Origin of the sequence: Teichococcus deserti (genome assembly GCF_001982615.1) — a bacterium.
GTDB lineage: Bacteria > Pseudomonadota > Alphaproteobacteria > Acetobacterales > Acetobacteraceae > Pseudoroseomonas > Pseudoroseomonas deserti.
On record NZ_MLCO01000131.1, the window covers coordinates 1 to 26,592 of the forward strand.

Genomic DNA, 26,592 nt, shown 5'->3' on the forward strand with positions numbered 1-26,592 from the left:
GCCGCGCCTCTGCCTGCCGCGCCTCTGCCTGCCGCGCCTCTGCCCGCACAGGCCGCCTCGCCCGAGACCGCCATCGACACCCAGGCCCCGGCCGATGGCAGCACGCCCCGCAGGAAGCTGTTCATCCGCACCTGGGGCTGCCAGATGAACGTCTATGACAGCGGCCGCATGGCCGATGTCCTGGCCCCGCTCGGCTATGGCCCGGCCGAGACGCCGGAGGAGGCCGACATGGTTATCCTCAACACCTGCCATATCCGCGAGAAGGCGTCGGAGAAGGTGTTCTCCGATCTCGGCCGGCTGCGGCAGATGAAGGAGGCCAAGGCGGAGGCCGGGCAGAAGATGGTGCTGGCCGTCGCCGGCTGCGTTGCCCAGGCCGAGGGCCGGGAGATCACCAACCGCGCCCCCTGGGTCGATATCGTGCTGGGCCCGCAGACCTATCACCGCCTGCCGGAGATGGTCGCCCGCGCGGCGCGCGCCGCCGGCGCCCAGATCGACACCGACTTCCCGGTCGAGCAGAAGTTCGACCTGCTGCCGCAGCCGCGCGCCGACCAGGGCCCGATCGCCTTCCTCACCATCCAGGAAGGCTGCGACAAGTTCTGCTCCTTCTGCGTGGTGCCCTATACCCGCGGCGCGGAGTTCTCGCGGCCGGTCGCGGCGATCGTGGCGGAAGCGAAGCGGCTGGTCGCCGGCGGCGCGCGGGAGATCGCGCTGCTCGGCCAGAACGTCAACGCCTGGCATGGCGAGGCGCCGGACGGCAGCACCTGGAGCCTGTCCCGCCTGCTCTACGAACTCGCCGAGCTCGAGGGGCTGGAGCGGCTGCGCTACACCACCAGCCATCCGCGCGACATGGACGCGGCGCTGATCCGGGCGCATGGCCGGATCCCGCAGCTGATGCCCTTCCTGCACCTGCCGGTGCAGAGCGGCTCGGACCGGGTGCTGGCGGCGATGAACCGCGGCCACACGGCGGACCTGTTCTACCGCATCGCCGACCAGCTGCGCGAAGCCCGCCCCGACATGGCGCTGTCCTCCGACTTCATCGTCGGCCATCCCGGCGAGAAGGCCGAGGACCACGCCGCCACCATGGCGCTGGTCGAGAAGGTCGGCTTCGCCCTGGCCTATTCCTTCAAGTATTCCGCCCGCCCCGGCACGCCCGCGGCCGGCCAGCCCTTCCAGGTGTCCGAGGCCGAGAAGGACGCCCGCCTCCAGGACCTGCAGACCCTGCTGCGGCAGCAGCAGGACGAGTTCAACCGCGCCTGCGTCGGGCGCGAATGCGACATCCTGTTCACCGGCCCGGGTCGCCATCCGGGCCAGATGGCCGGCCGCAGCCCCTGGCTGCAGCCGGTGCACGTGACGGGCCCGGCCGAGCTGGCCGGCCGCTCGGCCCGGGTGAAAATCGCCGCCGCCTTCCCCAATTCTCTCTCCGCCACCCTGCTGGATATGCCCCCCCTGCTGGCTCTGAAGGAGCTCACCCCCGCTTGAGCAATCCCGGCACCATCGCGCTCCGCGCCGATCCCCGCGGCCTGACCCGCCCGGTCGTGGCCGACACCGTCTCGGCCGCCCGGACGGTGACCCTGCAATTCGACGACAATGCCCTGCTGCCCATCCTCTATGGCGAGCACGACCGGCACTTGGCGCGGATCGAGCAGGCCCAGGGGGTGCGGCTGTCCAGCCGCGGCAACCGCCTGTCGATCACCGGATCGGCCAGCGCGACCGAGGTGGCCGAGACGGCGCTGCGGCGCCTGTGGCGGCAGGTGGAACGAGGAGAGGTGATCGGCATGTCCGAAGTCGAAGCGGCGCTGCGCCTGGCCGACGGGCCGTCCTCGCCGGTGCCGGCGCCGCGGGCGGGCGGCGGCGGCGAAGGGCGGGAGCCGCGCCTGCCGCTGGCCGACCTGCCGGCGATCCGGACGCGCAAGGGGGCGATCGCCCCGCGCAGCCACGCCCAGGCCGCCTATATGGACCAGCTGGCGCGGCACGACATGGTCTTCGGCATCGGCCCGGCCGGCACCGGCAAGACCTACCTCGCCGTGGCGCAAGGCGTCGCCCTGCTGCTGGCCGGCCGGGTCGACCGCATCGTGCTGTCGCGCCCCGCGGTCGAGGCCGGCGAGCGCCTGGGCTTCCTGCCCGGCGACATGAAGGAGAAGGTCGACCCCTATCTCCGCCCGCTCTACGACGCGCTGCACGACATGATGCCGGCCGACCAGGTGCAGCGGCGCATCGTCTCCGGCGAGATCGAGATCGCGCCGCTGGCCTTCATGCGCGGCCGGACGCTCGCCCATTGCTACGCCATCCTGGACGAGGCGCAGAACACCACGCCTGCCCAGATCAAGATGTTCCTGACCCGCATGGGCGAGGGCTCGCACATGGTGGTCACCGGGGACCCGACCCAGGTCGACCTGCCTTCGGGCCAGAGATCCGGCCTGGTGGAGGCGCTCTCCATCCTGGAAGGGGTGCCCGGCATCGCCGTGTCCCGCTTCGCTGAACAGGATGTGGTGCGGCATCCGCTGGTGGCGCGGATCGTCGCCGCGTATAACCGCGCCGACGAATCGGCCGGCCAGCCCTCCCCGCGCTTCCAGTCGGGCATGGGCGGACGGCGCCGCGACGGGAACGGTCCCCCGCGGCAGGAAGGAGAGTGATGGAACCGGGAAGTCGTACGCCCGCCCACGGTGACGTGGACGGGCAACCCACGCCGGAGATTGTCGTCGTCATCGACGATCCGGCCTGGCGGGCGGCAGTGCCGCGCGCCGAAGACCTGGCGCGCCGCGCCGCCGCCGCCGCCTGGGCGGAAATGGCCAGCGACGGCTTCAGCCTGGACACCGCGCCACCCGGCGCGCCCCAGGGCGCCATGACCATCCTGCTGACCGACGACCGGGCCGTGAAACGCCTGAACGGCGAGCATCGCGGCAAGGTCAAGCCGACCAACGTGCTGTCCTTCCCCGGCGAGGGCTTCGGCCATCTCGGCGACATCGCCCTCGCCCTCGGCGTGGTGCGGCGGGAAGCGCGCGGGGCGCAGCGCCGCGTCGCCGCCCATCTGGCGCATCTGGTGGCGCATGGCACGCTGCATCTCGGCGGCCACGACCATATCCAGGCCGGCGAGGCCCGCCGCATGGAGCGCGCCGAGGCCCGCATCATGCGCCGCCTGGCCATGCCCAACCCGTGGCGGGGCGTGCTGTGAGCGAGACCCAGATCCGCGACGGCATCCTCTGGCGGCTGCAGGGCCTGCTGCGCCGCAAATCCGCCGAAAGCGTGCGCGACCAGGTCGAAGCCCTGGTCGAGGGCCGCGAGCACCATGAGCACCACGAGCATGCCGGCCCGCCGCGGCCGGAACTCGACGCCCAGGAACGCGCGCTGCTGACCAACGTGCTGAAGCTGCGCGGCAAGACCGCCAGCGACGTCATGGTGCCGCGCGCCGACATCGTCGCCATGCCGGAGGACCTCACCCTCGACCAGGCGATCCGCCTGATCCAGCGCGAGGGCCACAGCCGCTTCCCGATCTACCGGTCGCAGCTCGACGAGATCGTGGGCATGGTCCACATCAAGGACGTCTTCGCCAGCGTCGGCCGCGAGGCGCCCTTCAGCATGGCGGCCGTGCTGCGCAAGCCGCTCTTCGTGGTGCCCTCGGTGCCGGTGCTGGACCTGCTGCTGCAGATGCGCCAGGCCCGCATGCACCTGGCGCTCGTCGTCGACGAATATGGCGGCATCGACGGGCTGGTCACCATCGAGGACCTGGTGGAGACCATCACCGGCGACATCTCGGACGAGCATGACGAGGTGGCGGCGCCCCAGCTGGTCGAGCGGACCGACGGGCTGATCGACCTCGACGCCCGCACGCCGATCGAGCTCTTCGAGGAGAAGCTCGGCGCCGTGCTGACCGAGGATGAGCGCGAGCAGGATATCGACACCGTGGGCGGGCTGGTCTTCACGCTCGCCGGCCGCGTGCCGGCCAAGGGCGAGCTGGTCTCGCACGCCTCGGGCCTGGAATTCCGCGTGCTCGAGGCCGATCCGCGGCGCATCCGCCGGTTGCGGGTGCGGCGTCCGGGGGTTTCCGCGGCGAAGGCAGCGGCGGAGTAAGGCAAGGCCAGGGGGAATGTTCCCCCTGGACCCCCTTCTTCTTTCTGTGGTGACTGCCGTGCCCACGTTACAACGAGGGGCGAAGCGGCCCCGCGGAAGCGCGACCTTTGGTGTTGCGGCAGTTCTATCAAATTGCGTCCCGCCGTACTGCCCGGGTGCCGCCCATGGCCAGGCGCAGGTCCTTTAACGGCCGGTGATCAGAAAAAAGAAGGGGGTTCGGGGGAATTCATTCCCCCGACCTGCCCCTGTTTCTTCCTGCAATTTGCCCCTGCCTTCGCTTGGGAGGATACTCGGCGTCCTCCCGAAAAAGGCTGGCCAACCCTTTGCTTTCCAAGCTTTCCGCCCTCACGGGCCGTTCCGCCTTGCTGGCCGCCTTCGGGCTGGGCGTCGTCGCGGCCCTGGCCTTGCCGCCCTTGTATGCCGTGCCGGCCCTGCTGGTCGCGATTCCGGGCCTGCTGGCGCTGCTGGGCGGCGCGGCCAGCTGGAAGCGGGCCGGGTGGATCGGCTTCGCCTTCGGCTGGGGCCACCATGTCGCGGGCCTCTACTGGATCAGCCACGCGCTGCTGACCGATCCCTGGCGCTGGGGCTGGCTGGTGCCGGTCGCGGTGCCGGGGCTGGCGCTGCCGCTGGCGGTCTATGCGGCGGTCGCCGCCATCGTCGCCTGGCGGGCGGCACCGGGCTGGCCGCGCTGGCTGGCCCTGGCCGGCGCCTGGACCCTGCTGGAATGGGCGCGCGGGCTGCTGCTGACCGGATTTCCCTGGAACGCCCTGGGCACCGTCTGGGCCTTCGACGCGCTGCCGCTGCAGGGCGCAGCCTATGTCGGCGTCTATGGGCTGTCCTTCGTCACCCTGCTGGTCGCGGGCACACCCTACCTCGGGCCGCGGGCGGTGGCGGGGGGTGCCGCAACGCTGGCGGTGCTGGCCGGGTTCGGCCTCGCCCGGCTGGCGCAGCCGCTGCCGGAGGGGCCCGGCGTCGACATCCTGCTGGTGCAGGGCAATGTCCAGCAGGAGGCCAAGTGGCGCGAGGACCAGCGCTGGCCGATCTTCCGCCGCTACCTGGAGCTGACGCGGCAGGGCGTGGCCGCGCGCGGGCCCTCCGAGCGGCCGCTGGCGGTGATCTGGCCGGAGACCGCCAGCCCCTTCCTGCTGCCGCAGGACGAGGCGGCGCGCGGCTACGTGGCGCAGGTGCTGCCCGCCCGGGGGATGCTGCTGGGCGGCTCGGTGCGGGTCGACTGGACGCCGGAGGGCAAGGTCGACCACCTCTACAACAGCCTCTCGGCGGTGGACGGCCAGGGGCAGCTGCGCGCGGTCTACGACAAGGCGCATCTGGTGCCCTTCGGCGAGTACATGCCCTTGCGCGGCCTCATCCCGATTCGCATCGTCGAGGGAGCCGGTGAATTCGCCGCCGGGCCCGGGCCGGTGGCGCTGGCCCCGGGGGGCGGCATCCCGCCCTTCAGCCCGCTGATCTGCTACGAGGTGATCTTCCCCGCCGCGGTGAGCCCCGCAGAGCGGCCGGCCTGGCTGGTCAACATCACCAATGACGCCTGGTTCGGCTTCTCGGCCGGGCCCTTCCAGCACCTGGCCGCGTCGCGGCTGCGCGCGGTGGAGGAAGGCCTGCCGCTGGCGCGCGCCGCGCAGACCGGCGTTTCAGCGCTGTTCGATGCAAGAGGAAGCTTGGCGGGGCAGATCGGGCTGGGCGATATGGCCACGCTCGCGCTTCCGCTGCCCGGCTCGCTTCCCGCGACGATCTTCGCGCGGTTCGGCAATTGGGGGGCGATCCTTCTCGGGTTACTGGCCCTGGCGGTTGCAGCGGCTGGAAGCTCCTCCACGATGAGGCGACATCCTGGCGGCATTGCGTCGAATAATTGAGAATTCTCGAAAGAGTTGACAACTTCCTACTACCGGGTTTAGGGACATTGCGTCTATGCAAGGCAGGGGTCGCAGGGATCGCGACCCCCGCAAGAGACGCAGGCCAGGCCTCTGCCAGGGCGGCGGGATTTTGCGGTCGGTGGCGGAGGTTGGACCATGCCCAGCGATGATCTGATGGAGAAGACCGAGCGCGAGCATCGGCCCAGCCCGATCGACGTGCATGTCGGCAGCCGCGTGCGCCTGCGCCGGACGCTTCTCGGCATGAGCCAGGAGAAGCTGGGCGAGGCGCTGGGCCTGACCTTCCAGCAGGTGCAGAAATACGAGCGCGGCGTGAACCGCATCGGCGCCAGCCGGCTGTTCGACCTGGCCCGCGTGCTGGACGTGCCGATCGGCTTCTTCTTCGACGACATGCCGGATGCGATGGGCGGCCAGACCGCGCTGCGCGCCCGCATGGGCGGCTTCGCCGAGCAGCAGGAAGGCTTCGAGGACGACACGCTGCACAAGCGCGAGACACTGGAGCTGGTGCGCGCCTATTACCGCATCACCGAGCCCGCCGTGCGCAAGCGCGTCTTCGACCTGATCAAGAGCCTCGCGCCGACGGATTGATTTTGCCTCAAGCGCCGGCGCCGCCATCCGGCGGCTTGGCTACGCGGCATAAGCCGCGGCGCCCATTCGGGCGCTCAGCCGGCCTTGCCGGCCGCAGGTTGCGCGGCGAAGCAGCGTCCCAACGACAAAGGCCGGAGTTTCCCCCGGCCTTTTTTCATGCCCGGCGCTTCAGTCCGGCGTCAGTCCTGGACGGCCAGGGCCCGGCGCGGCATCGGGATGCGGTTCTGGCGCAGCTCGGCCGCACCTTCGGCCACCGTCCGCTCCACCGCGGCGGTCAGCGCCTTGCGGTTGCCGAAGTCGCGCGGGTCGACCGGCTCGTGCAGCAGCACGGTGACGCGGCCGCCCGGGCGGCGGGCGAGGCGCCAGAAGTGGCTGCCGATGTCCATGTCGCCATACCAGGCAAACAGTGGGCGGTCGCGGCGGCAGGCCGGCAGCCCGCCGAGGCGGTCATAGACCACCGAGACCGGCTGCACCTCGGCCGCCGCGTCCGAGACCGCCAGGAAGGAGGAGCGGAAGGGCAGCACGCGGGTGCCGTCGTTGCTGGTGCCTTCCGGGAACAGGATCATGCTGTCGCCGGCGCGCAGCCGCTCGCGCATCGCATCCGCCTCGCTGCCGGTGCGGCCGCGCGACCGGCTGACGAAGACGGTGCGGCCCAGGCGGGCGACGGTGCGGACCAGCGGCCAGGTGCCGACCTCGGCCTTGGCGACGAAGACCGCGTCCAGCGTGCCGCCGAGGACCAGCACGTCGAGCCAGGAGGAATGGTTGGCCAGGTACATCACCGGCCTGGCCGTGCTGCGCTGGCCGACCACCTGCACCCGCAGCCCGATCAGCCGGCAGAGCACCGCGTGGTAGAGCCGGGCGAAGTGCTTCTTGCCCTCGCCCGGCAGCGCCAGCAGCAGCGCCTGCACGGGGATGCACAGCAGCGTCCAGATCAGGACGGAGGCGAGGCGCCGCACGGCGCGCAGCCGTCCGGCGACCGGGCGGGGGTTGTCCCCCAGGATCTCGCCGAAACTGCCGCGCGCGGGGCGCAGCCGCGGGACGCTGACCCTGCGGCGCAGGGGGGGCGAGGCGGCGTCCAGAGGGGAACGGGCTGTGGCCTGCATGATCTCGCCGATAGCTCAGCCACCGAGGCACCACAATGACGGTACCATTTCGCCGTCATGACATCCTCGGCAGGGGCGGGGTTTCAAGCCCCGCCGCCGAAACGTCACTCGTGCGCGCCGCTGCGGTGCCGCTCGTAGTGGCGGGAGTATTTCTGGGTCACCAGGTCGGTCTTCACCACGATGCAGACATCGGTGGTGTTGAACTGGGTGTCGACCACGGCGCCGTCGCCGACGAAGCCGCCGAGGCGGAGATAGCCCTTCACCAGCGGCGCCAGCTCGGCCAGCGCCTGGCGCTGGTCGATGCTGTCGGGCGCCATCCGGTCCATGGCGACGAAGCGCTCGGGGATGGCGCGCGGCCGCATCGGCTCGGGCGCCAGGTGGAAGCTGTGCAGGTAGGACAGCTGCAGCGCCAGCGCGTCCAGGTCGGTGCCGGGCAGGCTGGCGCAGCCGAACATCAGGTCGATGCCATGCACCGAGACATAGGCCGCGATCCCCGACCAGAGCAGCTGCATCGCCGCCCGGTTGCGGTACTGCGCGTCGACGCAGGAGCGGCCGAGCTCCAGCACCCGGCCCTGGGCCAGCAGCGGCGCGATGTCGTATTCGGAGGCCGAGTAGAAGCCGCCGACCCTGGCCGCCGCCTCCTCGCGGATCAGCCGGTAGGTGGCGACCACGCCCTCGGGCCCGTCGCCCAGATTGTGGTCCACCACCAGAAGGTGGTCGGCAACGGCGTCGAAGGCGTCGCGGTCGCGCTCGGCGGCGGTGGTCGCCGGGTCGGCATGCGCGCCCATCTCGCCGTAGAAGATGCGGTAGCGCAGCGCCTGCGCCGCATCCACCTCCTCTGCGGTGGTGGCGACGCGGACGCCGAGATTGCCGCTGCGCAGCTCGCCGAAGCCGGCCTCGCTCATGCACCCTCTCCGCTGCGGCGCTTGGGCGCGCGGCGCGGCGGGGTGGCGGCCTCGGGTGCCGCGCGGCGGCCGAACAGCTCCAGCCGGTGGCCGACCAGGCGGAAGCCCAGCCGGGCGGCGATCGCCTCGGCCAGCGCCTCGTGCTGGGCGTCGGAGAACTCGATGACCTTGCCGGTCTCGATGTCGATCAGGTGGTAGTGGTGGCCATGGTCGGTGGCCTCGTAGCGGGCGCGGCCGCCGCCGAAGTCGTGCCGCTCCAGGATGCCCTTCTCCTCCAGCAGCCGCACGGTGCGGTAGACCGTGGCGATGGAGACGCGGGAATCGAGGGCCAGCGCCCGGCGGTAGAGCTCTTCCACATCCGGGTGGTCGACCGCCTCGGAGAGCACGCGCGCGATCAGACGGCGCTGCCCGGTCATCTTCAGCCCGCGCTCGATGCACAGGCGCTCGATCCGCATCGGATCGGGCTTGGCGTCGGCGGGTTGGTGCGTGTCGGTGCGCGTGTCCATGGGCGGGGTCGGTTGCTCTCCAATGCGCGGCCGCGCGGGAATCCTCGGCCGCGAAGGCTGCCGGTGGGGCAGCCCCGACAGCCTTTATGACACGACAGCCCGGCGCGCCATATGCAGCATCGGCCACACTGTGCGCCAGGCGGGATGCCGCTTGCCATCAACCGGGCGGCAAGGCAAGGGCCGCGTCGGCGCCGACCCGTCCCGACCCGGCCCCCACCCCAAGGGCCCAGCGGCGGCCCGGCGGCGGCCCGGCGGCGGCCCGGCGGCGGCAGGCTTTCTCGCGACAGCCGCCGCCGCGGTCCCCGTCCCCGGGTCCGGCGCTCAGGCCGCCGCGGCGGCGCCCCGGCGCGGCCGGCCGCCGCGCGGCTTGGTGCCCAGGCCGATCTTCTTCGCCAGCGAGGAGCGGTGCTTGGCGTAGTTCGGCGCCACCATCGGATAGTCCTGCGGCAGGCCCCAGCGCTCCCGGTACTGCTCCGGCGTCATGTCATAGGCGGTCTTGAGGTGGCGCTTCAGCATTTTCAGCTTCTTGCCGTCCTCGAGGCACACCAGATATTCGTCGGTGACCGACTTCTTCACCGGCACCGCCGGCTGCGGCCGCTCGACCGGGGCCGCGACCGCCACCGGGGCGGCGCCGAGGCCGGACAGGGTGCGGTGCACCTGCTCGATCAAGGACGGCACATCCGTCAGCGGAACCGAGTTGTTGGATACATGCGCCGCCACAATCTGCGCCGTCAGCCCCAGTAGTTCACGCCCACCCTGTTCTTCGGACATTTTTAATCCTCATGGAAACGGCCGGTCGAGCGGTCAGCAATGCGCCGCCGTGACTTGCCGCACCCTATCGCTGACCGGCGCTGTCCTGCAACGTCAAACGCAACCGAAGTGGTGAAAGACCAAGTGATGACCGCCAATACAGGGCTTCAAGAAAATGTCTTCGACCGTTCGGTCGATATAACCGGCGAGACTTGCCCGATGACCTTCGTCCGCACCCGGCTGGCGCTGGACCGCATGCAGCCCGGCGAGATTCTGCTGGTGCTTCTCAAGGGCGACGAGCCGCGCACCAATATCCCGCGCACCGCGACCGAGCAGGGACATGCGGTGATCGACCAGCAGGAGCTGGAAGGCGGCGTGCTGCGGCTGCGGCTGCGGAAGGGGCCGGCCTGAGCGCCCCTCAGGCGGCGGCCAGATCCAGCCGCAGCACCAGCGCGTCGCTGCCATCGGGGTAGTAGCGCTTGCGGCGGCCGACCTCGGCGAAGCCGGCCGCGGCATACAGCGCCTGCGCCGCCGCATTGCCGGCCGAGACCTCGAGGAACAGCGCCGCCGCGCCGCGCGCCGCGGCGGCCATGGCGGTGGTCTCCAGCAGGGCCAGCGCCAGCCCCTGGCGGCGCGCCGCGGGATGCACCGCCAGCGTCAGGATCTCGGCCTCGTCGGCGGCGACGCGGGCCAGGATGAAACCGGCTTCGGCCGCCAGCAGGCCGAAGGCGCCGGGCATCTCCAGCATCAGCCGCAGCGCATCCGCCCCCCAGGCGTCCTGCGGCGGGAAGCTGGCGCCATGGATCGCCGCCAGCAACCCGGCCTCATCGGGCCCGACCTGGCGCAGCATGGGGCTCAGCCCTGGCTGGCCGGCTGCCCGGGGGGCAGCTTCACCGCCGGCGGCTCGACATAGAGCGGCAGGCAAGCGCGCGGCGGGAGCTTTCCGGCCAGCCGCAGCGCGGCGACCGCGGCGACCGCGGCGGCCTCCGGCAGCAGGGCATCGGTCAGGACGGCGCGGTCGCCCAGCACCGCGGCCAGCAGCGGCGCGGCATCGCCGACCAGGGCAACCGGGCCCTCCGGCACCGGCAGGGCCTCCAGCGAAAAGGGCTCCGGCGGGCCGAGCGGGTCCAGCGCGCCGGGCGCGAACCGCTCCAGAAGGATCCGGCCGCGCCTGGTGTCGGTGGCCGACCAGACGGCATGGCCGGCGCGGAGAGCCTGGGGCAGCGCGGCGGCCAGCGCCTCGCCGGTGCTGACGCCGATCGCCGGGCGGCCGGCGGCCAGGGCCAGCCCCTGCGCCAGGGCGAGCGCGGCGCGGATGCCGGTGAAGCCGCCCGGCCCGACCACGGCGGCCACCGCGTCGAGCGCCGCTGCCTTGACCCCGGCTTCCGCCAGGACCGCAGCCACCATCGGCGGCAGGGCGATGGCCTGGCCGCGCGCGCCATCGGCCGAGCGCGCCGCCAGCACCCGCCCCTCTGCCCAAACCGCCGCCGAGGCGCGCGCCAGCGCGCCGTCCAATGCCAGGATCCGCATGGCCCGCTGCATAGGGCAGAAAGGGGCGGCGTGAAACAGCTCGGGGACGTATCGCGCCCCGGGCGCGACGGTGGCAGGATGCGCGCCATGCTCCTTCCCGTCACCGAGGCCGATGGCTTCGTCCTCGACATCCGCTACGCCACGCCGGACAACCTGACCGGCGCGCCGATCTACACCCGCCCGGTGGCGCTGCTGCTGCCCGAGGCCCGCGACTGTCTCTTCGCCGCCCGCGACCAGGCCGCCCGGCTCGGGCTGCGGATCAAGATCTTCGACGCCTTCCGCCCGATGGAGGCGCAATGGGCGCTGTGGCACGCGGTGACCGACAAGCGCTTCGTCGCCGATCCGCGGGCGGGCGGCGTGCATCCGCGGGGTGCGGCGGTCGACCTGACGCTGCTCGACGCCGCGACGGGGGCCACGCTGCCGATGGGCACCGGCTTCGACGCCGTGCAGGCCGAGAGCGCGCATGGCCATCCCGGCGTGCCGGTGGACGACCAGCGCAACCGCGCTTTGCTGCTCGGGCTGATGACGGCGGCCGGCTTCGACCACTACAAGCTGGAATGGTGGCACTACCAGCTGCCGGAGGCGCGCCGCTTTCCGCCGCTGAACGCCTCGGCGGTGCGCGACGGGCCGATGTGACCGCCGCGATGTGACAAAGATTGCCTTCGCCAACCCAGCCTGGGCCCGGGCGTTGAACCGGGCGACACGCACTGCCAGATAGGCCGCCATGCTCCGCCGCTCGCTCCTTGCCGCCCTGCCCCTCCTGCCGGTCCCCATGCTGGCGCTGACCGGTCTGGCGCGTCCTGCGCTGGCTCAGGGGGCCGCGGGCAACCAGGCCGCGGTGGCCCGCGCCGAGGCCTATCTGAACGGCATCACCACGCTGCGCGCCCGCTTCCTGCAGATCGCGCACAATGGCGGCACGGCCGAGGGCAATGCCTATATCTCCCGCCCGGGGCGCATGCGCTTCGACTACGATCCGCCGGAGCAGCTGCTGCTGGTCGCCTCCGACGGCCAGTTCCTGTACTACGACCGGGAGCTGCGGCAGCCTTCGATCGTGCCCGTCGGCTCGACGCCGCTGGGCTTCCTGCTGCGGGCGCAGATCCGCTTCGCCGGCGACATCGAGGTGATCAACGTCGACCGCCGCAACGGGCTGCTCAGCATCACCGCCCGCCGCCGCGACGCCCCGGCCGAGGGCCGCATCACCCTGGTCTTCGCCGAGGAGCCGATGGAGCTGCGGCAATGGATCGTGGTGGACAGCCAGCAGCGCGAGACCCGGGTCACGCTGAACGCCATGGAGCGCGGCATGAGCCTGCCCCGCGGCATGTTCACCTTCAACGACCCGACCTTCTTCGAGCGCGAGGAGCGCCAGCGTTGATCACCGGTGCTGATCGCGAGCGCTGACCGCAGGTCTGGGCTGGGCCGCGAGGCATGCAGGAATAAGGCCTTGATTGCGCCACACGGCGGCGCGACCTTTCCCCCATGCGTTCCTCGCCCCACCGCCCGCTGATCGGCATCCCCTGCTGCATGAAGGCCTTCGGGGCCTTCGCCATGCCCAACCACGCCGTCTCCGACCATTACATCCGGGTGGTGCTCGGGCCGATCGGCGGCATGCCGGTGCTGCTGCCGGCCGCCGGCGACAGCGTGGCGGAGGCGCTGCTGCCCCGGCTGGACGGGCTGATGCTGACCGGCAGCCGCTCCAACGTGCATCCCGACCTCTATGCCGGGCCGCCGCATCTGGAGGGCACGCCGGAGGATTGCGAGCGCGACTCCACCACCCTGCCGCTGATCCGCGGCGCGCTCGCCATGGGCCTGCCGCTGCTGGCGATCTGCCGCGGCTTCCAGGAGCTGAACGTGGCCCTCGGCGGCACGCTGGACCAGCGGGTGCAGGACCTGCCCGGGCGGCTGGACCATTCCACCCCCGCCGACCAGGCGCTGCCCAAGGTGCGCACCGGCAAGGCCCATGCGGTGCGCATCGCCCAGGATGGCGAGCTGGCGCGGCTCTGGGCCGGCATCGACTTCGACCCCGACGCCGTGCCGGTGAATTCCCTGCACAACCAGGCGGTGCGCGAGGCGGCGCCCCGCCTGGTGCCGGAAGGCTGGGCGCCCGACGGCACCATCGAGGCCGCGCATGTCCGCGACTCGCGCGGCTTCGCCGTCGGAATCCAGTGGCATCCGGAATACGACTGGGCCGAGGACGCCCTGTCGCGCCGGCTGTTCGAGGCTTTCGGGGCTGCCGCCACGGCGCATGCCCGGGCCCGTGCGGCCGCGCCAGCGCTTGCGGCCGAATAGCCACAGCGGCAGCGGAACTTCCCTGTTCAAACGTTTTTGAGTTGCGGCGAGAATCGCTTATAATCGGCCGCGAAGCTGCCAGATTAGCAGCGGTGGCCCGGTTCCCCGCCGGCTCACCCGACCATTCCCCCAAGGAATGTCATCCCCCCCGAGGCGCCCGGTCTCCCCAGACCGGGCGCCGTTCGTTTGCGCGGAGCGCAAACGGGGCTCGCCCTCGCCCCCCCCCTGGCGACATCGGCGCCGCCTCTCTAATGCTGGTGGCATGCCGAACCTCCGCCTGCTGACCTGGAACATCAACTCCGTCCGCCTGCGCCTGCCGCTGCTGGCCGAAGTGGTGCGCGAGCTCGCCCCCGACGTCGTCTGCCTGCAGGAGACGAAGTGCCCGGACGAGTTCTTCCCGCACGAGGCCATCGCGGCGCTCGGCTTTCCCTACCGCACCGCGCGCGGCATGAAGGGCTACAACGGCACCGCCATCCTTTCGAAGCTGCCCTTCGCCGAACGCGCGGCCGATCCCAACTGGTGCGAGCGCGGCGACTGCCGGCATGTCGGCGTCGATCTCGACGTGCCCGGCGGGCTGGAGCTGCACGACTTCTACGTCCCCGCCGGCGGCGACATCCCCGACCGCGACCTGAACCCGAAATTCGCCCACAAGCTGGACTTCCTGGCCGAGGTCACCGCCTGGACCGCCGCGCGCGGGCCGGCGAAGCGCGCCGTGCTGGTCGGCGACCTGAACATCGCGCCGCTGGAGGACGATGTCTGGAGCCACAGGCAGCTGCTGAAGATCGTCTCGCACACCCCGGTGGAGGTCGCGGCGCTGAACGCCTGGGCCGCCGCCGGCGAATGGCACGACGCCATCCGCCACTTCGTGCCCCCGCCGGAGAAGCTCTACACCTGGTGGTCCTACCGGGCGAAGGACTGGCTGGCGGCCGATCGCGGCCGGCGGCTGGACCATATCTGGTGCAGCCAGGACCTGGCCGGCAAGCTGGCCCGCCACCATATCCACAAGGCCGCCCGTGGCTGGACCCAGGCCAGCGACCATGTTCCGGTCCTGCTGGAGCTGGCCCTCTGATCACAGTTCCGTGCGGCATGGCTGGGCCGCAGTCACCTCGGGCTTACGCTGCGATAAATTCTTGATTCCCAGGCCCTTTGCGGCCAAAGCCCTGGGTTTACGCGGGCATGAAAACACGTGCCGCCGCCTGACCGGCGGCACGTGACCCTCCCGAAAACGGGGGATGCATCCCCCTCTGCGGCCCGGCAGACTGCGAGAAACACTCCCCTGAGGACGTTTGATGGCGCGATTTCTGGTGACCGGTGGGGCTGGCTACGTGGGCAGCCATGTGGTGCTGGCGCTCGTCGAGCGGGGCGACGAGGTGGTCGTCATCGATGACCTGCGCCAGGGCCATCGTGCCGCCGTGCCCTCCGGCGTTCCCATGGTCGAGATGGACCTGGCCGACCGCCGGCAGCTGACAGAGGTCTTCGCCGGCTGGAAGTTCGACGGGGTGCTGCATTTCGCCGCCCTCTCCCTGGTGGGCGAGAGCATGCGCGACCCGCTGCGCTACCTCTCCGAGAACCTGACCAACACGCTGGGTCTGGCCGATGCCGCGGTGAAGGCCGGCTGCCTGCGCTTCGTGCTGTCCTCGACCGCCGCGCTGTTCGGCTTCCCGGAGACGCTGCCGATCGACGAGGGCGCCACCCTGCTGCCGGCCTCGGCCTATGGCGAGAGCAAGCTGATGGCCGAGCGCGGCCTCGACTGGGCCGACAAGGTGCATGGGCTGCGCTCCACCGCGCTGCGCTATTTCAATGCCGCCGGCGCCGATCCGAAGGGCCGGCTGGGAGAGGATCATGACCCCGAGAGCCACCTGATCCCGCTGGCGATCAACGCGGCGCTCGGCCTGGGTCCGGAGCTCACCCTTTTCGGCACCGACTATCCCACGCTGGATGGCACCTGCATACGCGACTACGTCCATGTCACCGACCTGGCGGATGCGCATCTGCGGGTGATGGACCGGCTCGTCGCCGGCGGGCCCAGCCGGCGCTACAACGTGGGCAATGGCAGCGGCTATTCCGTGCGCCAGGTGATCGAGGCGGTGGAGCGCGTCGCCGGCCGGCCGGTGCCGCACCGCATCGGCCCGCGCCGCCCCGGCGACCCGGCGGTGCTGGTGGCGAGCAATGCCAAGCTGCGGCAGGAGACCGGCTGGACGCCGCGCTTCGACGCGCTGGACGATATCGTCCGCACCGCCTTCCAGTGGCGCGTCGCGCATCCGCGCGGCTACGACGACCGCGCGCCCTCCGCCCAGGCCGCCTGATCGCCGCGACCGGCGAAAGTTTCACGCCGGCACAGAAATAAAGGCGGGAGGCGGGGGTCTTGGCGAAGCCGCGGCCAGGGTCATCTGCCCTTCATGCCGCGCTCACGCCCTGCTCCCGCCGAACCGCCCCATGTCGTCGTCATCGGCGCCGGCCCTGGCGGGCTGGCCGCCGCCCTGCTGCTGGCGGCGCGCGGCGCCCGCGTCTCCCTCTACGAGAAGGACGGCGTCATCGGCGGCCGCAGCCGGCGGCTGGAGACGCCCGAGGGCTACCGCTTCGACCTGGGCCCGACCTTCTTCCTCTATCCACGCATCCTGGAGGAGATCTTCGCCGAATGCGGCGAGCGGCTGGCCGACCACGTCCGGATGACGCGCCTCGACCCGCAGTACCGGCTGGTCTTCGGCGGCGGCGCCGGGCCGGTGGTCGATGCCACCCCCGATCCGGCGCGCATGGCCGAGGCGCTGACCGCCATCGACCCGGTCGACGCCGCCGCCCTGCCCCGCTTCCTGGCCGAGAACCGCCGCAAGCTGGAGATCTTCCGCCCGGTGCTGGAGCGCGGCTTCGCCTCCGCGGCCGACCTGCTGGCGCCGCCGGTGCTGCGCGCCCTGCCGCATCTGCGGCCGCATCTGTCGCTGGATGACGAGCTCAAGCGGCATTTCCGCGACCCGCGCACCCGGCTGCTGTTCTCCTTCCAGAGCAAGTATCTGGGCATGAGCCCGTTCCGCTGCCCGGGCCTGTTCAGCATCCTGTCCTTCCTGGAATACGAGCACGGCGTCTTCCACCCGGAGGGCGGCTGCAACGCGGTGGCCGAGGCCATGGCCAGGGTCGCGCGGCAGAAGGGTGTCGCGATCCATCTCGGCCGGCCGGTCGACCGCATCACCTTCCAGGGCCGCCGCGCCAACGGCGTCATCGTCGATGGCGAGAAGATCGAGGCCGATGCGGTGGTGATGAATGCCGACCTGGCGCATGCCCTGCCGAAGCTGGTGCCGGAGGCGCTGCGCCCGCGCTGGAGCGACCGCAAGCTGGAGACGGCGCGCTATTCCTGCTCCACCGTCATGCTCTATCTCGGCGTCGAGGGCCGCTTCCCGCAGCTGCCCCACCACACCATCCTGCTGGCCGAACAGTACCGCCACGGGCTGGAGCAGATCGGGCGGGGCGAGATCCCCGACGAGCCCTCGCTCTACGTGCACAACCCGGTGGCCACCGACCCGTCGATGGCGCCGGAGGGACATTCCTCGCTCTATGTGCTGATGCCGGTGGGCAATCTGCGCGACGGCGACACCGACTGGGCGGCCGAGCGCCCGCGGCTGCGCACCGCCATGCTGGACCGGCTGGCGGGCTTGGGCATTCCCGATATCGCGGCGCGCATCCGGCACGAGCGGATGGTGACGCCGCTGGACTGGCAGGAGGACTTCTCGGTGGGCTATGGCGCGACCTTCAACCTGGCGCATGACCTGGGGCAGATCCTGCACCGCCGCCCGGGCAACCGCTTCGGCGACACGCAGCATCTCTACCTGGTGGGCGGCGGCACCCATCCGGGCAGCGGCCTGCCGGTGATCTACGAAGGCGCGCGGATCAGCACCGCACTGCTGGCCCGCGACCTGGGCCTGCCGGGCAAGGCGATGCCCAGCCTGCCGCTCGACCCGCCAGGGGATGTGCCAGGAGACGTGTCAGGGGACGTACCAGGGGACCTTCCAGGCAAGCTGCCGGGCGGGGGGCTCGCGGCATGAGCCGGCTGGTCGTCATCGGCGCCGGGCTGGGCGGCCTCGCCGCCGCCGTCACCGCCGCGGCGCGCGGCCACCGCGTGACGCTGCTGGAGAAGAACGACTGGCTGGGCGGCAAGGCCGCGGTGCTGGAGCTGCCGGTGCCCGGCGGCAACGGCGCCTACCGCTTCGACATGGGCCCGACCATCCTGACCATGCCGCGGGTGCTGAAGCGGATCTTCGCCGAGGCCGGGCGCGACCTGGCGCAGGCGCTGCCGATGACCCGGCTCGACCCGCAATGGCGCTGCTTCTTCGCCGACGGGCGCCGCATCGACCTGCAGGAAGACATCGGCGCCATGGCCGCCAGCATGGAGGCCTTCGCCGCCGGCAGCGGCGAGGGCTATCGCCGCTTCCAGGCAATCGCCCGCCAGCTGCACGAGATCTCCGAGCGCTTCTTCTTCTGGAAGCCGGTGGGCGGCGTGGTCGACACCATGGACTGGCGCGCCCAGTTCAGCGGAAGGGCACTCAGCGACCTGAAGGCGCTGCGCATGGGCCAGAGCATGGCCGGCGTGGTGCGCAAGGAGGTGCCCGACCCGCAGCTGGCGCAGATGCTCGACCATTTCTGCCAGTATGTCGGCTCCTCCCCCTATCTGGCGCCGGCGGTGCTCGCCGGGATCGGCGACATGCAGGTCTCGGAAGGCATCTGGTACCCGCAGGGCGGCACCCGCGGCGTCGCCACCGCGCTCGAGAGCCTGGCCGGCGAGCTCGGCGTCGAGCTCCGCCCCGGCTGCGCCGCCACCGGCATCGAGCTGGAGGGCGGCCGCGTCGTCGCGGTGAAGGCGGGCAGCGAGCGGATCGCCTGCGACGCCGTGGTCTCCAATGCGGACGCCATCCGCACCATGGTCGAGCTGCTGCCCGAGGGCGCCATCCGCGCGCCGAAGCACGAGCCGGCCTGCTCGGGCGTGGTGCTCTATCTCGGCCTTGACCGGCGCTATCCGCAGCTGGCGCATCACAGCTTCGTCTTCTCGGCCGATCCCGAGGCCGAGTTCGACGCCATCTACCGCCAGGGCATCCCGGCCCCCGATCCCAGCGCCTATCTGGCGGCGCCCTCGGTGACCGATCCCTCCGTCGCGCCGCCGGATGGCGAGGCGCTCTACATCCTGGTGCACACGCCCTACATCCGCCCCGGCCAGGACTGGCAGACGATGCTGCCGGGCTACCGCCGGGTCATCCTCGACAAGCTGGCGCGCACCGCCGGCCTCGAGGACATCGAGCGCCATATCGTCGTCGAGCGCCACCTGACGCCGCCCGACATCCGCGACCGCTACGCCACGCTGGACGGCGCCATCTACGGCCTGGCCAGCCATGGCCGCTTCGCCGGCGCCTTCAAGCCGAGCAACCGGGTCAAGCGCATCCCCGGCCTCTACCTGGCGGGTGGTGCGGCGCATCCGGGGCCGGGCATGCCGATGGTGCTGATGTCCGGCTGGATCGCCGCTGATGCGCTGCACAAGGATCTGGCCGCCCAGGGGGCAGCCTGACAAAACACGACAAAGACATGATGCAGCGCGAGACGGGGGGGATTCATCCCCGTCCGCTTGTCCTCTAGCCTGGACGCCGTGGATCCGCTCACTCTGCATTCGCCGCCGCTGCTGCGCCTGGCCGGCGCCGCCTTCGCCCTGACGGCGCGGCGGCGGATGCGGGCGCTGCGCCTGGCCCGCTGGGGCGCACCCGCCGTCACCGAAGGCCCGATCGTCGTCTTCGCCAGCCATGCCAGCTGGTGGGACGGGATCTTCTTCGCGCTGCTGGCGCGGCGGCTGTTCCCCGGCCGGCGCGCCTTCGTGCCGATGCAGGCGGCGGCGCTCGGCCACTACGCGCTGTTCCGCCGGCTGGGCGCCTTTCCGGTCGACCCGCGCGCCCCGGCCGAGGCCTTCCTCGCCACCGCCGCCCGGCTGCTCGAGCGCGACATGCTCTGGATGAATGCCCCCGGCCGCTTCGCCGATGTCCGCCAGCGCCCGCAGCCGGTCGCCGCCGGCCTGGTCCGCCTGGCCGAGCGCATCCCCGAGGCGCAGTTCCTGCCGCTGGCCCTGGAATACCCCTTCTGGAGCGGCCGCCGCCCGGAGATGCTCGCCGCCTTCGGCCCGCCCTTGCCAGGGGCCGCGTTGCACGCCATGCCTCGGCCAGCGCGCCGCGCGGCGCTGGCCGCGGCGCTCGGCGCGACGCTGGACCGGCTGGCCGAGGATGCCATGGCCCGCGACCCGGCGCGGTTCTTCCTGTTGGAGCGAAAGCGGGACGGCATGGGCGGCTTCTTCCACCGGCGACGCGACGCCGCCTCGGCCGCCGGCATGGATCCGGAGCTCGGCCGGTGATCGGCCTGGCCACCCTGTCCTGCGTCCTGGCGGCCCTGCCGGCGGCGCTGGCGCTGCAGAACCTCCGCCGCCAGCCGCGCGCCACGGGCCGTCCCTCCGGCCCTGTCCTGGTCTCCATCCTGATCCCCGCCCGCGACGAGGAGGCGAACCTGCCCGCCTGCCTGGCGGCGGCGCTGGCCAGCGAGGGCGTCGCCATCGAGCTGCTGGTGATGGACGACGGCAGCAGCGACGGCACCGCGGCGCTGGTCCGCCGCGCCGCCGCCGGGGACGAGCGGGTGCGGCTGCTCGCCGCGCCGCCGCTGCCGCCGGGCTGGACCGGCAAGGTGCATGCCTGCGCCCGCCTGGCCGAGGCCGCCCGCGGCACGCATTTCCTGTTCATCGACGCCGATGTCCGGCTGGCCCCGCAGGCCGCCGCCGCCCTGGCCGCGCATGCCGAGGACCATGGCCTGGCGCTGGTCACCGGCGTGCCGCGGCAGCGCCTGGGCAGCCTGGGCGAGGCGCTGACGGTGCCCGCCATCAACCTGCTGATGACCGGCTACCTGCCCGGCGGCGGCCGCGCCGCGGGCTTCGCCGGCCGGCACGATGCCAGCCTGGCCGCCGCCTGCGGCCAGTTGGTGCTGGTCGAGGCCGCGGCCTATCGCGCCGCCGGCGGCCATGCCGCGGCGCCCGGCATCCTGCACGAGGCGCTGGCCCTGGCCCGCCGGCTGCGCGCCGCGGGCGGGCGCACCGAGGTGGTCGATGGCAGCCCGCTGGCCAGCTGCCGGATGTACCGCAACCTTCCCGAGGCCTGGGCCGGCTTCGCCCGCAACGCGCGGGAGGGCATGGCGACGCCGCGCGGCCTGCCGGTCTGGACCCTGCTGCTGGCCGGCGGCCACCTGCTGCCCTGGCTGGCGCTGGCCGGTGGCGGCGGTGCGACGGCCCTGCTGGCGGTGCTGCTGTCGCTCGGCACCCGCGCCGCCATCACCTGGCATGCCCGCGAGCCCTGGTGGAGCGTGCCGCTGCATCCGCTGACCGTGGCCACCGCGCTGGCCATCCAGTGGCGCGCCCTGCTGGGCCGGCCGCCGGGCTGGAAGGGCCGCCGCTATGACGGGGCCGCCGCCGCATGAGCGCGCCGCCCGTGCCCCTGCCCGAGGACGAGATCCTGGCCGGTCCGCCCAGCCGCGGCCCGACCACGGAGAATTTCCCGGTCGCCTCGCGGCTGCTGGCCCCTGCCCTGCGCGGCCGGGTGCTGGCCTTCTACCACGTGGTGCGCGCGGCGGATGATATCGCCGACCATCCGGGCCTGGCGCCGGACCAGAAGCTGACGCGGCTGGACCGTCTGGCGGCAGCGCTGGAGGACCCCGCCACCAGCCTGCCGATCGCCCGCGCGCTGCAGGCCAGCGGCGACGGCCTGGCCGAGGCCCGCATCATGCTGACCGCCTTCCGCCAGGACGCGGCGCAGAGCCGCTACCCGGACTGGGCCGCGCTGGAGGATTACTGCGCCCGCTCCGCCGTGCCGGTCGGGCGGCTGCTGCTGCGGCTGCATGGCGAGGTCGATGCCGGCGCGCTGGAGGGCAGCGATGCGCTCTGCATGGCGCTGCAGATCCTCAACCACATCCAGGACCTGGGCGACGACCGCCGGCTGCTGGACCGCGTCTACCTGCCGCAGGACTGGCTGGCGCTCGCCGGCGGCGAGGCGCGCTTCTTCGCCGATCCGGCGGCCCGCGCCCCGGTCCTGGCCTCGGCGCTGGACCGGGTCGAGGCGCTGCTGGACCGCGCCGCGCAGCTGCCGCGCCGCATCAACACCCGCCGCCTGGCGCTGGAGGCGGCGGTCACCCTGCACCTGGCCCGCCGCCTGCTGGCACGGCTGCGCGGCGGCGACCCGCTGGCCGCCCGCATCGCGCTGTCGCGCGCCGATGTGGCGCGGGCCATCGTCGCCGCCCCGCGCCGCGGCGCCGGCGATGCGCGGCTGGTGCGCGAGCGGGTGCTGCGCGCCCGCTCCTCCTTCGGCGGCGGCATGGCGGCGGCGCGCGGCGAGGCGCGGCGCGCCCTCTTCGCCGTCTATGCCTTCTGCCGCATGGTGGACGACATTGCCGACGGCGCCATGCCGGAAGCCGAAAAACGCGCCTTGCTGCAGCAATGGCGGCGCAAGCTGGAGCTGCCGGATTGCCCGGTCTCGCGCGAGCTCGCCTGGGCGCGGATCGCCTTCACCCTGCCGCTGGCCGAATGCCACGCCATGCTGGACGGGATGGAGGCCGATGCCGGCCCCAGCCGCCGCATCGCCGACAGCGCCGCGCTCGACGCCTATTGCCGGCAGGTGGCGGGCAGCGTCGGCGCCCTGGCCGTGCGCATCTTCGGCGCCGCCGAGGCCGAGCCCTTCGGCATCGCCCTCGGCCGGGCGCTGCAGTTGGTCAACGTGCTGCGCGACATCGACGAGGATGCGGCGCGCGACCGGCTCTACCTGCCGCAGGACGCGCTGCGGGCGGCGGGCCTGGCCGAGGCCCCGGCCCCGCGCCTGGCCGCCGATCCGCGGCTGGCCGAGGTCGCCGCCCGGCTGGCGGAGATCGCGGAAGCGGCCTTCGCCCAGGCCGAGGCGCTGCTGCCGCGCCGCCGCCGCGGTGCGCTGCGCCCGGCGCTGCTGATGCTGGCGGGCTATCGCCGGCTGCTGGCGCGGATGCAGGCGCGCGGCTTCGACAGCCCGCGGCCGCGGCTGCGGCTCGGCGCCGGCGACCGCCTGGCCCTGCTGCTGCGCGGCTGGAGCGGGTGAGCCGCGCTTGAGCCAAGGCCTGTCACTGCATGTCGTGGGCGCCGGCGTCGCCGGCCTGGCCGCGGCGCTGGAGGCCGCCGCGCGCGGCCATGCCGTCACCCTGCACGAGGCGACCGGCTTCGCCGGCGGCCGCGCCCGCGCTTTGCCCGATGGCGGCGACAACGGCACCCATGTGCTGCTCGGCGCCAATACCGCGGCGCTCGACTTCCTGGAGGTCATCGGCGCCCGCCACCGCTGGATCGAGCCGGAACCCGAGGGCCTGCCGGTCTTCGACCTGGAGGCCGGCAGGCTGCGCCAGGTGGCGCTGGACCCGCGGCGCTGGCGCGACCCGGCACGGCGCCCGCCCGGCCTGACCGGCGCCGGCCTGCTGGCGGTCCTGCGCGCCGGGCTGCCCTTCCAGGGCGGCACGGTGGAGCAGGCCTTCCGCGCCCATCCCGAGTTTCTGCGCGGCTTCGTCGAGCCGCTGGTGCTGGCGGCGCTGAACACCCCCGTCGCCGAGGCCGGGCTCGCCTGGCTGGGCCCGGTGCTGCGCCGCCTGGCCTGGCCGGGCGCCGGGCGGCTGCTGGTCGCGCGCGACGGGCTGGGGCCGGACCTGGTGCAGCCGGCGCTGGCGGCGCTGGGCCGGCATGGGGTGCGGCTGCGCCTGGGCCACCGGCTGCGCGGCATCGAGCGCCAGGGCGGCCGCGCCACGGCCCTGGTCTTCGGCGATGGCACGCTGCCGCTCGACCGCCGCACCGCCGCCATCCTGGCCCTGCCGCCCTGGGAGGCCGCCCGGCTGCTGCCCGGCCTTCCCGTGCCCGCGCTGCATGCCTCGATCCTGAACCTGCATTTTTCTCATGCCTCGGGCGTGGCGGCACCGCGCTTCCTGGGGCTGTTGGGCGGCGCGTCGCAATGGATGCTGGTGCGGCCCGATGCGGTGGCGGTGACCATCAGCGCCGCCGCCTGCCGCACCGGCGAGGCGGTGGCGCCGCTGGTCTGGGCCGAGCTCCGCCGCGCAGCCCTCGCCGCGGACTTGCCCGGCCCCTGGCCGGAGGAGGCGCCACCCTGCCGCCTGGTGCGTGAGCAGCGCGCCACGCCGCTGCATGGTGTCGCCCGGATCGGCCCGCCGCGGCTGCGCCCGCTGCGCCACCTGGCGCTGGCCGGGGACTGGATGGCTCCCCGCTTGCCGGCGACCCTGGAAGCCGCTGTCCGCTCTGGCCGCCGCGCAGCCCAGGCCTTCGGCCAAGCGTAGCACGCATGGCTGGGAAGCCATGCGATACGAAATGCTGCATCTGCGAAATGCGCAGCACTCTCTTCACCAGCGTAGGCCTACATTCCCTCCGCGGCCGCAGCATCGCGGCGCTCGAAAGGATCAAGGGGCCTACCCATGTCCGACCTGATTTTCGTCTTCGTTCTCGCCGCCCTCGTCGGGGGTGGACTCTACGCGCGCTCGCTCATGGAGCTGTCCTGGCCGAACGGCCTGCCGCGCCTGCACGGGGCCGACTGATACCCTCTTCGTTCGGGGATGCGGGCGGCGGGTCTCGAACCCGCACTCCCCGGGGGGAAGCAGATTTTAAGTCTGCTGCGTCTACCGTTTCGCCACGCCCGCCGGCATGTCGGCCTGGAGCCTCTCTGCCATAGGGGGCGATGCCGGAAAAGAGGGGCGCCCGCTCAGCGGGCGCGCCGCACCAGTCCTTCGCAGCGATTGTCCTCGCCGATGCCGAAGCGCACCGTCGGCAGGATGGCCAGCGGCAGGGCAATGATGCCCAGCCCCACGGCGGCGCCGGCCCTGGCGCCGAGTTCCAGCATCTCCGGCCGCACCGAGGGATCGCGGAAGCTGCCATCGATCTCGATATTGGTGGTCAGCGCGCCGATGGTGAAATGCTTCGCCTCGGTGCGCAGCGCATAGTCCAGCCGCTCCCGCCGCAGGTCGATGGTGCCGGTGCCCGAGATCAGCGAGCTGTCGGTGTCGATCAGCACCGTCCGCGTGTTCAGCACGCCGCGGCGCAGGCCCAGATCGGCGATGAAGCATTCCACCTTGGTGCGGCTGGGCAGGCCCAGCGCCGAAAGGATGGCATTCCCCAGCTGCAGCCCCGACAGATCGACCAGCAGAGAAGAAAGATTGCCGCCGGCCATGCCGAGCGTCACCGCGCCGTCGCCCTGGCCCAGCATCTCGGCGATGCTGCGGCCGCGGGTGTCGATGCGGGCGGCGCCGCCGATGGCGCCCTGGCCCTCGCCCAGCGGCGTCACCCCCATCAGCCGCGACAGGTCGACCCGCTGGAAGCGGACATCGCCCTTGGCCGACAGCCCGCCGCCCTGCTGCGGGGCAAAGTCGAAATTGCCCTCGATCCGGCCGCGGCCGACGCCGAAGCGCAGCGGCCTCAGCGCGATGGCGCCGTCCGTGATGTCGAGCTTGGCATGCAGATCGTCCAGCGGCATGGCGCTGCCCAGGATGCTGCCGCCGTCATAGGTCAGGCGGATATCGGCGGCCTCCAGCTTCGGCAGGTTGACCGGCGTGTCGGGCAGCACCCGGTTGCGCGCGGCCTGGCGGCGGTCGGGCGCCTCGCCCGGCTTGGCGCCGATGAAGCCGCCGAGATCGTCCAGATCGACCCGGCGCGAGCGCAGCGTCGCCTCGACCAGCGGCCGGGTGTCGGCGCGCGGCGTGACGGCGATGTCGCCGTTCAGGTCGCTGCGACCGACGGTGCCTTCCATGCCGGTGAAGCGGATCGCCCTGTCGGCATAGTCCAGCCGGCCGGCGATGCGATAGGCCGGGGTGGGCGGGATCGGCACGCCGGTCAGCGGCGTCAGCCGGGCCATGTCCGGCCCTTCCAGCCGCAGCCGGATATTGGCGCCGGCGAAGCGCAGCGGGTCGGACAGCGTCCCCTCCAGCGCCACCCTGGTCGGGCCATTGGCCAGGTCCAGCTTGATCGGCCAGGGATCCTCGGCATTGCGCAGCGACAGCACGGCGCCGCCGGTCAGCTCGCCGGTGATCGGCTGCCGGGCATAGGTGCCCTCGGCGGTGACGCGGATGCGGGCGGGCTGGCCCTCCGGCTCCTCGGTGGCGATGGCCAGCTGCATCTCGGATTGCAGCTGCGCCAGGCTGACCTGGGCGCGGCCCTCCTGGATGCGCAGCGCGCCGATCTGCGGCTGCTCCTCGGGCGGCGTCGGCGGCGCGTCGGGGTCGCCGGCCAAGGCGGGGAAGGAATAGTTGTTCTTGCCGTCGGGGTTCTGGATCAGCCGCAGCGCCGGCTGGGTGAGGGCGATGTCGGGGATGACGATGCGCCGGTGCCGGATGAACTCCATGACGTCGAGCCGCACCGCCAGCTGCTGCACGGCGGCGAAGGGCGGCTCCTCGGGGAAGCCCTCGGGATTGGCGATGCGCACGCCGCCCAGCCGGATCTCGGTCACCCGGCCGAGATCGACGTCGAGATCGGCGATGGTCACGGCACGGCCGAGACGGGCCGAAGCCTGGCGCTCGGCCAGCGGGATGAACCAGGTCCAGGACCAGAAGGCGATCAGCAGCACCACCGCCAGCACCGGGATGCCGGTCCAGATCAGGATGCGCCGCAATGCCATGGCCGGCTCCTTTCCCGCGTCTCCTGCGCCGACGCTGTCGCGCGAGGAAAACCGGGGGGAGGCGGAAAAAGTTTCGGCCAGGGGTGTTCCCCTGGCCGCGATCAGGCGCCGGACAGCGGGAGAGCCTCAGCCACCGCGCCCGGCGTCGAAGCCCAGAAAACCGCGATCCGGCTGCGGCGCGCCGCCATCGGCGGCGCCATAGCGCGGCGCCGGGGCCGGCTGGGTCGCGCGCTGGGTGGCCGCCGCGCGGGCCGGGCGCGGCGCCTCGGCCGCCGGGGCGGGCGCCGCGCCCGGCC

The 26,592-nt window shown here is 72.7% G+C and carries 25 protein-coding genes and 1 tRNA gene; 18 read left to right on the forward strand and 8 right to left on the reverse strand.

Features of this window, described 5'->3' with window-relative positions; all coding sequences use genetic code 11:
* Nucleotides 1-72 precede the first annotated feature (72 nt).
* The 6 genes from miaB (at nt 73) to BKE38_RS14225 (ending at nt 6,542) form a co-directional block, all read left to right on the forward strand.
* The gene (gene miaB, locus BKE38_RS14200; protein WP_076957980.1) at nt 73-1,479 is read left to right on the forward strand and encodes a tRNA (N6-isopentenyl adenosine(37)-C2)-methylthiotransferase MiaB; all 1,407 of its coding nucleotides are present in this window, start codon (nt 73-75) and stop codon (nt 1,477-1,479) included.
* A 41-nt stretch (nt 1,480-1,520) separates the two neighbouring features.
* Nucleotides 1,521-2,633, forward strand: coding sequence for a PhoH family protein (locus tag BKE38_RS14205; RefSeq protein ID WP_165694190.1), 1,113 nt, complete (start codon nt 1,521-1,523; stop codon nt 2,631-2,633).
* Nucleotides 2,634-2,668: 35 nt separating this feature from the next.
* Nucleotides 2,669-3,172 carry an rRNA maturation RNase YbeY gene (ybeY, locus tag BKE38_RS14210; RefSeq protein WP_076957961.1) on the forward strand — a complete coding sequence of 168 codons (504 nt, stop codon included), beginning with the start codon at nt 2,669-2,671 and terminating at the stop codon, nt 3,170-3,172.
* Complete coding sequence (locus tag BKE38_RS14215; RefSeq protein ID WP_242662354.1) at nt 3,169-4,068, forward strand: hemolysin family protein; 900 nt, start codon at nt 3,169-3,171, stop codon at nt 4,066-4,068. Before ybeY ends, BKE38_RS14215 begins: the two co-directional genes overlap by 4 nt.
* Before the next feature lie 362 nt (nt 4,069-4,430).
* The gene (gene lnt, locus BKE38_RS14220; protein WP_242662355.1) at nt 4,431-5,936 is read left to right on the forward strand and encodes an apolipoprotein N-acyltransferase; all 1,506 of its coding nucleotides are present in this window, start codon (nt 4,431-4,433) and stop codon (nt 5,934-5,936) included.
* 156 nt (nt 5,937-6,092) lie between these two features.
* Nucleotides 6,093-6,542 (forward strand): helix-turn-helix domain-containing protein, encoded by a 450-nt coding sequence (locus BKE38_RS14225; RefSeq protein WP_076957963.1) that lies wholly within the window; start codon nt 6,093-6,095, stop codon nt 6,540-6,542.
* Nucleotides 6,543-6,721: 179 nt separating this feature from the next.
* Here BKE38_RS14225 and BKE38_RS14230 read toward each other — a convergent pair whose 3' ends face one another.
* The 4 genes from BKE38_RS14230 to BKE38_RS14245 form a co-directional block, all read right to left on the reverse strand.
* A complete protein-coding gene (locus tag BKE38_RS14230) occupies nt 6,722-7,645 on the reverse strand; it encodes a lysophospholipid acyltransferase family protein (RefSeq protein ID WP_083747547.1) in 924 nt (307 codons plus the stop codon).
* Nucleotides 7,646-7,749: 104 nt separating this feature from the next.
* Entirely contained in the window at nt 7,750-8,550 is an 801-nt protein-coding gene (locus tag BKE38_RS14235; RefSeq protein WP_076957964.1) for a GNAT family N-acetyltransferase, read from the reverse strand.
* Nucleotides 8,547-9,056, reverse strand: coding sequence for a Fur family transcriptional regulator (locus BKE38_RS14240; protein ID WP_076957965.1), 510 nt, complete (start codon nt 9,054-9,056; stop codon nt 8,547-8,549). The genes BKE38_RS14235 and BKE38_RS14240 overlap by 4 nt, the downstream gene beginning before the upstream one ends.
* Before the next feature lie 321 nt (nt 9,057-9,377).
* The gene (locus BKE38_RS14245) at nt 9,378-9,827 is read right to left on the reverse strand and encodes a Ros/MucR family transcriptional regulator (protein ID WP_076957966.1); all 450 of its coding nucleotides are present in this window, start codon (nt 9,825-9,827) and stop codon (nt 9,378-9,380) included.
* Between the two features lie 126 nt (nt 9,828-9,953).
* Between BKE38_RS14245 and BKE38_RS14250 the strand changes: the two genes are divergently transcribed.
* Nucleotides 9,954-10,217 (forward strand): sulfurtransferase TusA family protein, encoded by a 264-nt coding sequence (locus BKE38_RS14250; protein WP_076957967.1) that lies wholly within the window; start codon nt 9,954-9,956, stop codon nt 10,215-10,217.
* Between the two features lie 7 nt (nt 10,218-10,224).
* On the opposite strand, the gene rimI is transcribed toward BKE38_RS14250, so the two are convergent.
* Both rimI and tsaB read right to left on the reverse strand, forming a co-directional pair.
* Nucleotides 10,225-10,656: a ribosomal protein S18-alanine N-acetyltransferase gene (gene rimI / locus BKE38_RS14255; protein WP_076957968.1), complete on the reverse strand. Its 432-nt coding sequence runs from the start codon at nt 10,654-10,656 to the stop codon at nt 10,225-10,227.
* 5 nt (nt 10,657-10,661) lie between these two features.
* Entirely contained in the window at nt 10,662-11,336 is a 675-nt protein-coding gene (tsaB, locus tag BKE38_RS14260; RefSeq protein WP_076957969.1) for a tRNA (adenosine(37)-N6)-threonylcarbamoyltransferase complex dimerization subunit type 1 TsaB, read from the reverse strand.
* Nucleotides 11,337-11,423: 87 nt separating this feature from the next.
* Between tsaB and ddpX the strand changes: the two genes are divergently transcribed.
* From ddpX to BKE38_RS14315, 11 genes are all read left to right on the forward strand, one after another.
* Nucleotides 11,424-11,972, forward strand: coding sequence for a D-alanyl-D-alanine dipeptidase (ddpX, locus tag BKE38_RS14265; protein ID WP_076957970.1), 549 nt, complete (start codon nt 11,424-11,426; stop codon nt 11,970-11,972).
* Between the two features lie 88 nt (nt 11,973-12,060).
* Nucleotides 12,061-12,708 (forward strand): LolA family protein, encoded by a 648-nt coding sequence (locus tag BKE38_RS14270; protein ID WP_076957971.1) that lies wholly within the window; start codon nt 12,061-12,063, stop codon nt 12,706-12,708.
* A 104-nt stretch (nt 12,709-12,812) separates the two neighbouring features.
* Nucleotides 12,813-13,622: a gamma-glutamyl-gamma-aminobutyrate hydrolase family protein gene (locus tag BKE38_RS14275; RefSeq protein ID WP_076957972.1), complete on the forward strand. Its 810-nt coding sequence runs from the start codon at nt 12,813-12,815 to the stop codon at nt 13,620-13,622.
* Nucleotides 13,623-13,884: 262 nt separating this feature from the next.
* Nucleotides 13,885-14,691, forward strand: a complete 807-nt coding sequence (locus BKE38_RS14280; protein ID WP_076957973.1) for an exodeoxyribonuclease III — start codon at nt 13,885-13,887, stop codon at nt 14,689-14,691.
* Nucleotides 14,692-14,911: 220 nt separating this feature from the next.
* Complete coding sequence (galE, locus tag BKE38_RS14285; protein WP_076957974.1) at nt 14,912-15,928, forward strand: UDP-glucose 4-epimerase GalE; 1,017 nt, start codon at nt 14,912-14,914, stop codon at nt 15,926-15,928.
* A gap of 93 nt (nt 15,929-16,021) precedes the next feature.
* The gene (locus tag BKE38_RS14290) at nt 16,022-17,656 is read left to right on the forward strand and encodes a phytoene desaturase family protein (RefSeq protein ID WP_076957975.1); all 1,635 of its coding nucleotides are present in this window, start codon (nt 16,022-16,024) and stop codon (nt 17,654-17,656) included.
* Nucleotides 17,653-19,167, forward strand: coding sequence for a phytoene desaturase family protein (locus BKE38_RS14295; protein WP_076957976.1), 1,515 nt, complete (start codon nt 17,653-17,655; stop codon nt 19,165-19,167). Before BKE38_RS14290 ends, BKE38_RS14295 begins: the two co-directional genes overlap by 4 nt.
* 78 nt (nt 19,168-19,245) lie before the next feature.
* On the forward strand, nt 19,246-19,995 hold the full coding sequence (locus BKE38_RS14300; RefSeq protein ID WP_242662356.1) for a lysophospholipid acyltransferase family protein: 750 nt from the start codon (nt 19,246-19,248) through the stop codon (nt 19,993-19,995).
* Nucleotides 19,992-21,101: a glycosyltransferase family 2 protein gene (locus BKE38_RS14305; RefSeq protein WP_076957977.1), complete on the forward strand. Its 1,110-nt coding sequence runs from the start codon at nt 19,992-19,994 to the stop codon at nt 21,099-21,101. Before BKE38_RS14300 ends, BKE38_RS14305 begins: the two co-directional genes overlap by 4 nt.
* Nucleotides 21,098-22,741, forward strand: coding sequence for a squalene/phytoene synthase family protein (locus BKE38_RS14310; RefSeq protein ID WP_076957978.1), 1,644 nt, complete (start codon nt 21,098-21,100; stop codon nt 22,739-22,741). Before BKE38_RS14305 ends, BKE38_RS14310 begins: the two co-directional genes overlap by 4 nt.
* Before the next feature lie 7 nt (nt 22,742-22,748).
* Nucleotides 22,749-23,972 (forward strand): hydroxysqualene dehydroxylase, encoded by a 1,224-nt coding sequence (locus BKE38_RS14315; protein ID WP_165694189.1) that lies wholly within the window; start codon nt 22,749-22,751, stop codon nt 23,970-23,972.
* A gap of 274 nt (nt 23,973-24,246) precedes the next feature.
* Here the strand turns inward: BKE38_RS14315 and BKE38_RS14320 are convergent.
* Nucleotides 24,247-24,329: transfer RNA gene (locus tag BKE38_RS14320), tRNA-Leu, on the reverse strand.
* 62 nt (nt 24,330-24,391) lie between these two features.
* Nucleotides 24,392-26,296 (reverse strand): AsmA family protein, encoded by a 1,905-nt coding sequence (locus BKE38_RS14325; protein ID WP_076957979.1) that lies wholly within the window; start codon nt 26,294-26,296, stop codon nt 24,392-24,394.
* Nucleotides 26,297-26,592 lie beyond the last annotated feature (296 nt).